Source organism: Mycobacterium sp. 852002-40037_SCH5390672, assembly GCF_001665875.1.
Classification (GTDB): Bacteria; Actinomycetota; Actinomycetes; order Mycobacteriales; family Mycobacteriaceae; genus Mycobacterium.
In genome coordinates, this window is record NZ_LZTA01000027.1 from 25457 (window position 1) to 39541 (window position 14085).

General features: G+C 69.3%; 3 protein-coding genes. All 3 read left to right on the top strand.

The window, feature by feature from the left end; translation table 11 throughout:
- Positions 1-85 precede the first annotated feature (85 nt).
- Positions 86-1147 carry a type III polyketide synthase gene (locus A5782_RS04915; protein ID WP_067095954.1) on the top strand — a complete coding sequence of 354 codons (1062 nt, stop codon included), beginning with the start codon at positions 86-88 and terminating at the stop codon, positions 1145-1147.
- A 152-nt stretch (positions 1148-1299) separates the two neighbouring features.
- The gene (locus tag A5782_RS04920; protein ID WP_067095957.1) at positions 1300-7698 is read left to right on the top strand and encodes a type I polyketide synthase; all 6399 of its coding nucleotides are present in this window, start codon (positions 1300-1302) and stop codon (positions 7696-7698) included.
- Positions 7679-14083 (top strand): type I polyketide synthase, encoded by a 6405-nt coding sequence (locus tag A5782_RS04925; RefSeq protein WP_067095959.1) that lies wholly within the window; start codon positions 7679-7681, stop codon positions 14081-14083. The genes A5782_RS04920 and A5782_RS04925 overlap by 20 nt, the downstream gene beginning before the upstream one ends.
- Positions 14084-14085: the final 2 nt, after the last annotated feature.

A 14085-nucleotide genomic window follows, 5' to 3' on the forward strand; every position in this document is an offset into this window, starting at 1 on the left:
GTGACATGCAGACTAGACTTCGGGCTCAAAGCGATTCGGTTGAACGTCACGGACCGGGTCCTCGTCACCAAGGGGTGGGAGAACAATGAGCGTCGTCGCCGGCGTCTTCGGTGCGTTACCGCCGCACCGATACTCCCAGCGTGAGCTCACCGACTTCTTCGTCAGCATCCCGGAGTTCGAGGGCTACGAGGAGGTCGTCCGGCAGTTGCATGCCAGCGCCAAAGTCGGTAGCCGTCACCTCGTGTTACCGCTGGAGCAATACCCCGCGCTGAACGACTTCGGCTTGGCGAACCGGATCTTCACCGAACACGCCGTGAAGCTGGGCTGTGAAGCGCTTGCCGGCGCGCTCGACGAGGCGGGACTGCGGCCGCAAGACGTCGACGTGCTCATCACCACCACCGTCACCGGACTGGCGGTGCCCTCCGTGGACGCCCGCATCGCCGCGAAGCTGGGCCTGCGCGACGATGTGCGACGGATGCCGCTGTTCGGGCTGGGCTGCGTGGCCGGGGCCGCGGGTGTGGCTCGCGTGAACGACTACCTGCGCGGCGCACCGGACGCCGTGGCCGCCCTGATCTCCGTCGAGCTCTGCTCGCTGACCTATCCGGGATACACGCCGTCGCTGGCCGGCATGGTCGGCAGCGCCCTGTTCGCCGACGGCGCCGCGGCGGTGGTGGCCGTCGGCGACCGGCGCGCCGAACAGCTGGTGGCCAGCGGACCCAGCATCCTGGATTCGCGCAGCCATCTGTATCCCGATTCGCTGCGCACCATGGGCTTCGACGTGCGCGCAGGAGGCTTCGAGCTGGTTCTGTCCAAGGACGTCGGGGCTGTGGTGGAGCAATACCTCGAAGACGATGTCACCCAATTCCTGGGGGCGCACGGGTTGACCACGGCCGACATCGGCGCGTTCGTGAGCCATCCCGGTGGCCCCAAGGTCATCGAGGCGATCAACGCGGCGCTCAGCCTGCCGCCGGAGGCCCTCGAACTCACCTGGCGTTCACTCGGCGAGATCGGCAACCTCTCCTCGGCGTCGGTGTTGCATGTGCTGCGCGACACCATGGCCAAGCCGCCGCCGAGCGGAAGCCCCGGTTTGATGCTCGCAATGGGTCCAGGATTTTGTTCCGAACTGGTGTTGTTGCGTTGGCATTGATCCTTGCCCGTGCACTTCCGTTCCGACCGTAAGGCGTTGCTTTTTGAGCTTGAAATTGGGGCTTGGAAGAGTTTGTGGCGGTGGGATCCCGGTCGGCGTGGAAAGGACCATTGCGGAGGGATCGCTGTGAGTGACACGAGAGGCCGCCTTCGATGAACGGCAACACCGAAGAGCTGATCAAGGCTCTTCGCCAATCGCTGAAAGAAAACGAGCGGCTCAAGCGCGAGAACCGCCAGTACCTGGCTAGCGCGACCGAACCGGTGGCGGTGGTGGGCATGGGCTGCCGGTACCCGGGCGGCGTGAATTCGCCAGAGGCTTTGTGGCAGATGGTGGTTGAGGGCCGCGATGTGGTCTCGGAGTTTCCCGCGGACCGCGGCTGGGACCTGACGGGTCTGTTCGACGCGGATCCCGACGCGGTGGGCAAGTCGTACGCGCGGTGCGGCGGGTTCCTCTCGGATGTAGCCGATTTCGATGCCGCGTTCTTCGGCATCGCACCCAGCGAGGCGCTGGCGATGGACCCGCAACAGCGCTTGCTGCTCGAGGTGTCCTGGGAGGCGTTGGAGCGGGCCGGAATTGACCCTGCCACCCTGCGCAACTCGGCGACCGGTGTGTTCGCCGGGATTTTCCATGGCTCCTACGGGGGTCAGGGACGGGTGCCGGGGCACCTGGAGCGATACGGCCTGCGTGGCTCGACGCTGAGTGTGGCCTCGGGGCGGGTGGCGTATTCGCTGGGATTCGAAGGTCCGGCCGTCTCGGTTGACACGGCGTGTTCGTCGTCGTTGGTGGCCCTGCATTTGGCGGCGCAGTCGTTGCGTTCCGGCGAGTGCGATCTGGCACTGGCCGGGGGCGTCACGGTGATGGCCACGCCGGCGATGTTCATCGAGTTCAGCCGCCAGCGCGCGCTGGCCGCCGACGGTCGATGCAAGGCGTACTCGGGAGCCGCCGACGGCACCGGGTTTTCCGAGGGCGTCGGTGTGCTGGTTCTGGAACGACTGGCCGATGCCCGGCGGCATGGGCATTCGGTGCTGGCGGTGGTGCGCGGATCCGCGGTGAATCAGGACGGCGCGTCCAACGGCCTGGCGACGCCCAACGGGCCGTCGCAGCAACGGGTGATTTGGGCGGCGCTGGCCAATGCACGGCTGGGCACTGCCGATGTGGATCTGGTCGAGGGCCATGGGACGGGGACCACGCTCGGGGATCCCATTGAGGCCCAAGCGGTTCTGGCCACCTACGGGCAGGACCGGCCGGCGGATGAGCCGCTGTGGCTGGGGTCGATCAAATCGAACATGGGTCATACTTCGGCCGCCGCGGGCGCCGGCGGAGTGATCAAGGTGGTGCAGGCGATTCGTCACGGGGTGATGCCCAAGACGTTGCACGTGGATGAGCCGACGCCGCACGTGGATTGGACCGCCGGGGCGGTGTCGCTGCTGACCGAACAGCGGCCCTGGCCGGTAGTGGACCGGCCGCGTCGCGCGGGTGTCTCGTCTTTCGGGATCAGCGGCACCAACGCGCACGTCATCGTGGAGCAGTACGCTGCGGAGCCGGAAAACGCCGCGCCCTCAGGCGATGACGTGGTGGTGCCGTGGGTGCTCTCGGCCCGCTCGGGTGAAGCGCTGGCGAACCAGGCGGCGCGGCTGCTGGCCCGGGTGAAGGCCGATCCCGGTGTGCGGGTGCTCGACGTGGGCTGGTCGCTGATAGTGACGCGGTCGCGCTTCGAGCACCGGGCGGTGATCGTGGGTGCCGACGGCGCGCAGTTGCTGCGTGGGTTGGCGGCATTGGCGGCCGGTGAGCAGGCCGCCGCCTTGGTGGTGGGCCGGGCGCGGCCGGTGGGCAAGACGGTGTTCGTGTTTCCCGGTCAGGGCTCGCAATGGGCCGGCATGGGCGCCCAATTGCTGGACAGTTCAACGATTTTCGCCGAACACCTGCAGCGCTGCGACAAGGCGCTCGCCGAACATGTCGACTGGTCGCTGATCGACGTCATCCGCGGCGTCCCGGGCGCACCCGGATTGGACCGGGTGGACGTGGTGCAGCCGGCGCTGTGGGCGGTGATGGTGTCGCTGGCCGAATTGTGGCGCTCGGTGGGCGTGACGCCCGATGCGGTGATGGGCCATTCACAGGGCGAGATCGCGGCGGCCTATGTGGCGGGGGCGCTGTCGCTGGACGACGCCGCCCGGGTGGTCGCGTTGCGCAGCCGGCTACTGGTGCAATTGTCGGGCCGCGGCGGCATGGTCTCGTTGGCATGCAGTCTGCCGCGCGCCGAGCAGCTCATCGACGGCTGGGGTGAGCGATTGAATATCGCTACCGTCAACGGTCTTTCGGCGGTGGTGGTGTCGGGCGAGGTGGACGCGCTGACGGAACTGATGCAACGGTGCGAAGCCGCCGACATTCGAGCCCGCAAGATCGACGTCGACTACGCCTCGCATTCCGCACAGGTCGAGGCGATTCGCGAGTCCCTTGCCGACGCGCTCGAGGGCCTCGCGCCGCGGTCGTCCGCGGTCGCCTTCTTCTCGACGGTGACCGGCGAGCCGATGGACACCGCGGGGCTGAACGCTGACTACTGGTTCCAAAGCATCCGCCGCACGGTGCAATTCGAGCGGGCGGTACGCAGTGCGTGCGATGCGGGCTATCAGGTGTTCATCGAATCCAGTCCGCATCCGGTGCTGATGGCCGCCATCGAGGAAACCATGCCCGCCGGCGAGCAGGCGTGTGTCATCCCGTCGCTGGGCCGCGATGACGGTGGCCTGGACCGCTTCTGGCTTTCCGCCGCCCAGGCGCACGTCGCGGGCGTGGGAGTGGACTGGCGCGCCGCCATGGCCGGCCTCGGCGGCCGCCCGGTCGACCTGCCGACATATGGGTTCGTCCGGCAACACTTTTGGCTTCCGGGCGGATCGACCGGTTCGCAAGACGTCGCAACCCTGGGCCTGGCCGGTGCCGATCACGGGCTGCTCGGTGCGGTGCTGCCGCGGCCCGATTCCGGCGGCGTGGTGCTGATGGGCCGGTTGTCGACGGCAGCCCACCCCTGGCTGGCCGATCACGCGGTGGGCGAGACGGTGTTGTTCCCGGGGGCGGGATTCGTCGAATTGGCCATCCGCGCGGGCGATGAGGTCGGTTGCGGGGTGCTCGAGGAGCTGACTCTGTCGGCCCCGTTGCTGCTTTCCGCGGCCGAGGCGATACGGGTGCAGCTGGTGGTCGGCGCCGCCGATGGGTCGGGACACCGGCGGCTGTCGGTGTATTCGGCCGGGGCGCAGCCGGACTCGGAGTGGGTGTTGCACGCCGAGGGCGTGTTGCGACCGGGCACGGTGACACCGGTCGCGGACTTCTCGATCTGGCCGCCCGTCGGGGCGACCGCGGTCGACGTCGCCGGCGCCTACGCGCGGCTGGCGCAGCGTGGCTACGAATATGGCGGCGCTTTCCAAGGTTTGCTGGCGATGTGGCAGCGTGGGGACGAGATTTTCGCCGAGATCGCCGTGCCCGACGAGGCCGCCGCCCAGGACGCCGGCTTCGGAATCCATCCCGTGCTGCTGGACGCCGCGCTGCACGCGATCGGCGTCGCCCACGAGCACGACCAGACCGTGTTGCCGTTCTCCTGGCAGGGCGTGTCGCTGCATGCATCGGGTGCTTCGCGGGCGCGGGTCCGGATTGCGCCGGCCGGCGCCGGCGCGGTGTCGGTGGAATTGGCCGACGGGGCGGGACTGCCGGTGCTTTCGGTGCGATCGTTGGCCATGCGCCCGGTCGCGCTCGAGCAGTTGACGGTCGCGGCCCCCGCGCAGCGATCGCTTGCCGAGGGATTGCTGGACGTGACCTGGTCGCCGATTTCACTGGGCAGCGGCGACGGTGGTGCCGACGCGACGTTGTGGAAGCCGGGCGATCATGGTGGCGACGTGGTGAAGTCCGTGCACGCCGCCGCCACCGAGATATTGGCGGTGTTGCAATCCTGGTTGGGCGAGGAGAGCGCCGGGGTGCTGGCCGTGCAGACGCGCGGGGCGGTAGCCCTTGCCGGTGAAGATGTTTGCGACCTGGCCGGGGCCGCGGTGTGGGGCCTGGTGCGGTCGGCGCAAGCCGAGCACCCGGGCCGGATGGTGCTGATCGACTCCGATGGCTCGGTCGATGTCGACACGGTAATCGGTTGTGGCGAGCCGCAAGTGGTGGTTCGCCAGGGTGTGGCGTATGCGGCGCGGTTGCGGCCGGTGCCCTCGGCCTCCGTTGTGCGGTTGCCTGCCGCGGGTTGGCGGTTGGATGCGGGCGGCGAGGGCACGCTGGAGAACCTCGTCGTGAGCCCGTGCCCGCGAGTGCAATTGAGCGCGGGGCAGGTGCGGGTGGAGGTGGCCGGGGTCGGGGTCAACTTCCGCGATGTCCTGGTGGCACTGGGGATGTATCCCGGCGGTGGCCGGCTGGGTGCCGAGGGTTCCGGCGTGGTCGTCGAGGTGGGGCCCGACGTGACCGGACTGGCGGTCGGGGATGCGGTGATGGGGTTGCTCGGGGTTGTGGCTTCCGAAGCGGTGGTGGATCAGCGAATGGTGACACCGGTGCCGCCGGGGCTGTCGCTGGTTGCCGCCGCGGGGGTGCCGGTGGTGTTCCTGACGGCGCTCTACGGGCTGTCGGTGTTGGGCGGGCTTCGGGCCGGCGAGCGGGTATTGGTGCACACCGCCACTGGCGGAGTCGGCATGGCCGCGGTGCAGCTGGCACGGCATTGGGGTGCCGAGGTGTTCGTCACCGCCAGCCGTGGCAAGTGGGATACCTTGCGCGCGATGGGATTTCACGACGACCACATGGGCGATTCGCGAACGACGGAGTTCGGGGCGAAATTCTTGTCGGCCACCGGCGGGGCCGGGTTCGACGTTGTGCTCAATTCCCTGGCCGGCGAGTTCACCGACGCGTCGTTGCGGTTGCTGGCTCCCGGTGGGCGATTCATCGAGATGGGCAAGACCGACGTGCGCGATCCGCGTGTCATCGCCGATGACTATCGGGGCGCCGAATATCGGGCGTTCGACCTTTTGGAGGCAGGACCCGACCGTATCGCGGCGATGCTGGCCGAGATCGTGGGATTGTTGGCGGACGGAGTCCTGACACCGTTGCCGCTGAAGGCCTTTGATGTCCGATGCGCCTCGGCGGCCTATCGCTACGTCAGCCAGGCACGTCATATCGGCAAGGTCGCTCTGACGGTCCCGTCGGGGCCCGGTGAGGTGCTCAGCGGGTGCGGCGGTGGGCTTGCGGGGGCCAGCGTGGTGATCACCGGTGGCACCGGTATGGCCGGTTCGGCGCTGGCCCGCCACCTCGTCGGCCGTTACCGGGCGGCGCACGTGGTGTTGGTCAGCCGGGCCGGCGACCGGGCTCCCGGGGTCACCGAGTTGGTGGCCGGCCTGCAGGCCGCCGGCGCGCAGGTGTCGGTGGTGGCCTGTGATGTCGCCGACCCCGACGCGGCATCGGCCATGTTGGCCTCGATACCGGCGCAGTATCCGCTGCGCGGCGTCATCCATGCGGCGGGCATCCTCGACGACGGGTTGATCTCTTCGCTGACCCCGGACCGGGTGGACGCGGTATTGCGCGCCAAGGTCGACGGGGCCTGGAACTTGCACGAGCTGACCCGGCACCTGGATTTGTCGGCGTTCGTGGTGTTTTCGTCGATGGCCGGAATCGTGGGGACCCCGGGTCAGGCCAACTATGCGGCGGCCAACAGTTTCCTCGACGCGCTGGCCGCCTACCGGCGTGCCCACGGACTGCCCGGCGTGTCACTGGCCTGGGGGCTGTGGGAGCAGGCCTCGGCGATGACCGCACACCTGGGGGATCGCGACAAGGCCCGGATGAGCAGGATCGGGCTGGCGCCGCTGTCCACCGAGCAGGCGCTGGCGGCTTTCGACGCCGCGATGCTGGTGGACAGTCCGGTGCTGGTGGCCGCTCGGGTGGACCGGGCCGCCCTGTCCGACAACATCGCCGCGCTGCCTCCGCTGTTGCGGGAACTCGTCGCCGGCCCGACCCGGCGCGTCATCGACGACTCGGACGTCACCGCGTCCACGACCGGGCTTTCCGCGCGCCTGCACGGCCTGAGTCCCGAGGCGCGACAGCGTGAGCTGGTCGATCTCGTCTGCGGCAACGCGGCGATGGTGCTGGGCGTGCCCAATCCGGCAGACATCGACGACGCCCGCGCATTCCAGGAGCTCGGCTTTGATTCGCTGACCGCCGTCGAATTGCGTAACCGGCTCAAAAACGCCACGGGGCTTACCCTTTCGCCGACACTGATCTTCGACTACCCGACACCCACCGTGCTGGCCGCGCATCTGGATACCCAGCTGGCCGGCACCTCCGGCAAGGACCCCGACGATCAGCCGAACTTGATGGGCCGGTTCAACGACATCACCCGCGAACTTCAGAGGTTGCTCGGCGCGCCCGGCTGGAATTCCGACGACAAGTCGGTGCTGCGGGGCCGTATTCAGAACCTGCTCGCGACGCTTCCGTCAAATGATCTTTCCGATTCCGAACACCTCGACGACGACCTCGACGCCGCCACCGAAAGCCAACTCTTTGCGATCCTCGATGAAGAACTCGGCCGCTGATACCCCACAAGGAGCAACGATGCCGGGCACCGCGCAGCACGTCGACTACCTGAAACGCCTCACGGCGGATCTCAGGCGGACCCGTCGGCGCGTCGCGGAACTGGAGGGCCAACGTTCCGAGCAGATCGCGGTGGTGGGCATGGCCTGCCGCTACGCCGGCGGCGTCGAATCGCCAGAAGACCTGTGGCAACTGGTGATCGAGGGCCGCGACACGGTGTCGGACTTTCCGGCCGACCGCGGCTGGGACCTCGAGGGGTTGTACGACCCCGACCCAGACACCAAGGGAAAGATGTACACCCGGCAGGGCAGCTTCCTGCGGGACGCCGGCGACTTCGACGCCGGGTTCTTCGGCATCGGGCCCAGCGAGGCGCTGGCCATGGATCCTCAGCAGCGGATGATGCTGGAAATCAGCTGGGAAGCGTTGGAGCGGGCCGGCATTGACCCATTCGCGCTGCGCGGCTCGGCGACCGGCGTGTTCGCCGGCGTCATCCACGCGGGCTATGGCGGCGAAGTCAAGGGCGAGCTGGAGGGCTACGGGCTCACCGGTTCGACGCTGAGCGTGACCTCGGGCCGCGTGTCCTATGTGTTGGGGCTGGAAGGCCCCGCGGTATCGGTGGACACCGCGTGTTCGTCGTCGCTGGTCTCCATGCATCTGGCCGCGCAGTCGTTGCGGTCCGGGGAATGCGATCTGGCGCTCGCCGGTGGCGTGACCGTCATGGCCACCCCCGCGGCCTTCGTCGAGTTCAGCCGCCAGCGTGCGCTGGCCCCCGATGGTCGCTGCAAGGTGTACGCCGGTGCGGCGGACGGGACTTCGTGGTCGGAGGGCGCGGGCGTCCTGGTGCTGGAGCGGTTGGCCGATGCCCGGCGCCTGGGGCATCCGGTCTTGGCGGTGCTGCGTGGTACGGCGGTGAATCAGGATGGCGCGTCGAATGGTTTGACCGCACCCAACGGGCCGTCCCAGCAGCGGGTCATCCGGGCGGCGTTGGCCGACGCCGGATTGACGGCCGCGGACGTGGATGTGGTTGAGGGCCATGGGACCGGGACGGTGCTCGGCGATCCCATCGAGGCCCAGGCCCTGCTGGCGACGTACGGGCAGGATCGCCCCGCGGACCGGCCGCTGTGGTTGGGGTCGATCAAATCCAACATCGGTCATACCTCGGCGGCGGCGGGGGTGGCCGGCGTGATCAAGATGGTGCAGGCGATTCGGCACGGGGTGATGCCCAAGACGCTGCACGTGGACATCCCGTCGCCACACGTGGATTGGTCGGCCGGTGCGGTCTCGCTATTGACCGAGCCGCAGCCGTGGCCGGATCACGGGGGGATACGACGCGCGGGCGTCTCGTCGTTCGGAATCAGCGGCACCAACGCGCACGTGATCGTCGAGCGGGCTCCAACCCAACTCGAGCGCGAGGCCGAGCCTGAGACGCCCAATTCGGTTATCCCGTGGGTGGTTTCGGCTCGATCGCTCGAGGCGTTGGCCGGTCAGGCGCAACGGCTGCTAGACCGGCTGAGCGCCGACGCGGGGCTGCGCGCGGTGGATGTGGGTTGGGCGCTGGCGACCACCCGGGCGGCCTTCGAGCATCGCGCGGTGCTGGTCGGTGCTGACCGTGCGACCCTGACGGCGGGGTTGGCCGGACTGGCGTCCGGGCGTCCGGACCCGGCCGTGCTGGTCGGCCGCACCCGGTCGGTGGGTAAGCGGGTGTTCGCCTTCCCCGGCCAAGGCTCGCAGTCGCTGGGCATGGGTGCCCAGTTGTATGAGCGTTTCCCCGTGTTCGCGCAGGCTTTCGACGAGGCCGTCGCGGCGGTGGACGGTCATGCGCGGCTGCCGCTGCGTGAGGTGATGTGGGGCACGGACGCGGAGTTGTTGCAAAGCACGGAATTCGCGCAACCGGCGCTGTTCGTGTTGGAGATCGCGTTGGCCGCGTTGTGGCAGTCCTTCGGTGTGACACCGGATGTGGTGATCGGCCACTCGGTGGGCGAGATCGCCGCGGCGTGCGTGGCCGGGGTGTTGTCGCTGTCGGATGCGGCGCGGCTGGTGTCGGCGCGCGGACGGCTGATGGCCAGGCTGCCGGCCGGCGGGGTGATGGTCGCGGTGACCGCGACCGAGGCCGAGGTGGCTCCGTTGCTGAACGGCGCGGTGAGCATCGCGGCGGTCAACGGCCCACAATCGCTGGTGCTCTCCGGTGAGCAGGCCGCGGTGGGGGCGCTCGCGGACCGGCTGGCCGCTGGCGGCGCACGGGTGCACCGGCTGGCGGTCTCGCACGCGTTTCACTCGCCACTGATGGAGCCCATGATGGAGGACTTCGCGGCGGTGGCGGCCGAAGTGTCGGCCGGTGAGCCGCGGATTGCTCTGGTGTCCAACCTGACCGGGCAACTGGCCGGCCCCGAATATGGTTCGGTTGCGTACTGGGTGGACCATGTGCGCCGGCCGGTGCGGTTCGTCGAGGGTGTGCAGCTGGCCGAATCCCTGGGCGCCGGTGTGTTTCTGGAGGTGGGTCCGGGCGCGGCGTTGACGTCCGCGGTGGAACAGTCCCTGACCACCGACCGGGCGACGTCGGTGGTGACCATGGCCAAGGGCCGCCCCGAAGTGGACTCACTGCTGCGGGCGGCGGGGCAGCTGTTCACCGACGGCGCCGACGTGCACTGGGCCGCGGCGTTCGCAGAATTGAATGCCCGACGGGTCGAGCTGCCCACGTATGCCTTTGTGCGACGACGGTTTTGGTTGCCCAGCGATTCGGTGGGTTCGGCGAACATCGCCAGCCTGGGTTTGGCCGAGGCCGAGCATGCGTTGCTGGGTGCGGTGGTGGACCGGCCGGATTCCGGCGGTGTGGTGTTGACGGGCCGGCTTTCGGTCGCCGCTCAGCCATGGCTGGCCGACCACACGGTCGCGGGAACGGTGCTGTTCCCGGGGGCCGGCTTCGTGGAGTTGGCGTTGCGGGCCGGTGATGAGGTCGGCTGCTCGGTGATCGAGGAGTTGACGCTGTCGGCGCCGCTCTCGCTGCCGGCGAACGGTGTCGTGCACCTTCAGGTCGTGGTGGCAGCGGCCGCCGAGACGGGTGCCCGGTCCGTCGCCGTGTATTCGCGCGCCGTGCAATCCGATTGGGTGTTACACGCCGAAGGCGTGCTGAGCGACGGTGCACCCACACCGGCCACCGACTTGTCGGAGTGGCCGCCACCGGGGGCGGACGCGGTGAACGTGACCGGCGCGTACGACGGCTTGGCCGGTCGGGGCTACGGATATGGACCGGCCTTTCAGGGGTTGCGGGCCGTGTGGCGCCGGGGAACCGAGACTTTCGCCGACGTCGAACTTCCGCAACAGGCGGGCGTCTCGACCGGCGGCTTCGGCATCCATCCGGTGGTTCTGGATGCGGCGCTGCATGCGCTCGGGGTGGCCGACGAGCGGATCGAGACCGTCTTGCCGTTCTCGTGGCAGGGCGTGAGTCTGTACGCGGCCGGCGCGTCGCGGGTGCGGGTCAGGCTGGCGCCGGCCGGGGCCGGTGCGGTGTCGGTCGAGCTCGCTGACTCGTCGGGGCTGCCGGTGCTGTCGGTGCGCGAGCTGGTGACGCGCGCCGTCTCGGCCGACCAGTTGACCGCGGCCGTGGCGGCCCGCTACGGTAGCGGCGAGTTGCTCGACGTGGCGTGGTCGCCGGTTTCGTTGCCGGGCAACGACATTAAAGAAGACATCACCGTATGGGAGTCACCGTCCGCGGAGGTCGGCACGGTGACGTCGGTGTACACCGCGACGCACGAGGCTCTGGGCGTGCTGCAGTCCTGGCTGGCCGGTGAGGCGACCGGGGTGCTGGTGGCGCTGACCCGCGGGGCGGTCGGATTGGCCGCCGGCGGCGTCGCGGACCTGGCCGGTGCGGCGGTGTGGGGGTTGGTGCGTTCGGCGCAGGCCGAGCACCCGGGCCGGCTGATGCTGGTCGATACCGACGGAACACTGGATGTCGCCGCGGTGATCGGTTGCGGTGAGCCGCAATTGATGGTGCGCGACGGTGTGGCCTACGGTGCCCGGTTGAAACCGGCGGCCCAGCGACCCCTGCTGCGGTTGCCCGAGCCCCCGTCGGTATGGCGGCTGGCCGCCGGCGACGCCGGAACGCTCGAGGACTTGGCCGTCCAGGAGTGCCCGCCGGCACCGTTGGAAGCCGGTCAGGTGCGGGCGACGGTGGCCGCGGCCGGCGTGAACTTCCGGGACGTGCTGGTGGCCCTGGGCATGTATCCGGGTGCCGCGCAGCTGGGTGCCGAGGGTGCCGGAATCGTCACCGAACTCGGCCCCGGCGTGACCGATGTGGCCGTCGGGGATGCGGTCATGGGGATCTTCGGGCTGGCCGGCTCCGAGGCCGTCGTCGATCGCCGATTGGTGACCCGGGTGCCGCACGGCTGGTCGATGGCTCAGGCCGCGGCCGTGCCGGTGGTGTTTTTGACTGCCTATTACGGGCTGGCGGTGCTGGCCGGGCTGCGTGCCGGACAGCGGGTGCTGGTGCACGCCGCCACCGGCGGGGTGGGCATGGCCGCCGTACAGCTGGCCCGGCATTGGGGTGCGGAGGTTTTCGCCACCGCCAGCCGCGGTAAGTGGGACACCCTGCGCGCCATGGGATTCGACGACGCGCACATCGCGGATTCTCGCACGCTGGACTTCGAGCAGAAATTCGCCGCCAACGCCGGCGCCATGGACGTGGTGCTCAACTCGCTGGCGGGGGAGTTCAACGATGCGTCGCTGCGGCTGCTGGGGCCCGGCGGTCGCTTCATCGAAATGGGCAAGACCGATCTGCGTGACCCGGATGCCGTCGCGCGGACCCATCCCGGGGTGGCGTATCGCGCGTTCGACCTCATGGAGGCCGGCCCCGACCGCATCGCCGAGATGCTGGCGGAATTGATGGGATTGTTTGCCGGCGGCGTCCTTTCGCCGTTGCCCGTCAAGACATTTGACGCGCGCAGCGCCGCCGACGCCTACCGGTTCGTCAGCCAGGCCCGCCACATCGGCAAGGTCGTGCTCACCATGCCGGACGGCCCCGCCGGGCTGGCCGCCGGCACCGCGCTGATCACCGGCGGCACCGGCATGGCCGGCTCGGCGGTGGCCCGGCACCTCGTCGAGCGGCACCGGGTCCCCCATGTGCTGCTGGTCAGCCGCAGCGGTGACCGCGCCGCCGGCATGACCGAGCTGGCCGCCGAATTACGCGACGCGGGGGCATCGGTGTCGGTGGTGGCCTGCGATGTCGGCGACCGGGACGCGGTCGCGGCCGTGCTGGCGCAGGTACCGGCGCACTACCCATTGCGGTCGGTGTTCCACGCCGCGGGGGTGCTCGACGACGCGGTGATCGCGTCATTGACGCCCGCGCGTATCGATACGGTATTGCGGGCCAAGGTCGACGGAGCCTGGAATCTGCACGAGCTGACCCGAGAGCTGGATTTGGCGGCGTTCGTGTCCTTTTCGTCCATGGCGGGCATCGTGGGCGCGCCGGGCCAAGGGAACTATGCGGCGGCCAACAGCTTCCTCGACGCCTTGGCGGCGCATCGCCACGCTCGCGGGCTGCCTGGACTGTCGGTGGCCTGGGGGATGTGGGAAGAACCCTCGACGATGACCCAACACCTCGGTGAGCGTGACAAGGCCAGGATGAGCCGCGCCGGGCTGAGCGCGTTGTCCACCCGGCAAGCGCTGGAGCTACTGGACGCCGCGTTGGTCGGCGAATACCCCATGGTGGTGGGCACCCGACTCGACCGGGGCGCGCTGGCGCACCACCACGCCACGCTGCCGCCGTTGCTGGGCCAGTTGGCCACTCGCCCGGCCCGCCGGATGTTGGAGCACACCGACATGGTGTCGCTGACGGGCCTGCGGGCGCGCCTGGAAGGCATGACCGCCGAGCAGCGGCACAGCGAGCTGGTGGAATTGGTCTGCAGCAACGCGGCCACCGTATTGGGTCACAGCACGGCGGACGTCAACGCCGACGACGCGTTCGCCGACCTCGGGTTCGATTCCCTGACCGCCGTCGAATTGCGCAACCGCCTCAAAATCGCCACCGGGCTCACCCTTTCGCCCACGCTGATTTTCGACCAGCCCACGCCGGCCGCGCTTGCCGAACACCTCGGCACCCAACTGGCCACCAGCACCTCGGGGACCTCCAACACTGCGGCAACTACGCCGCCCGATCGGATGGCCCGCTTCAACGACATTGCCCGCGAACTGCAGGCGCTGCTCAACCAACCCGACCTGACTGCCGGCGACAAGGCGCAACTCGTCACCCGGCTCGAAAGCCTGTTGGGCACGGTGACGGCCCCGCCGCCGACCCCGTATCTGGAACACCCCGAGGACGCGTTCGACGACGACATCTCCACCGCCACCGAGAGCCAGCTCTTCGCCATTCTCGACGACGAAGTCGGCCCCTGACC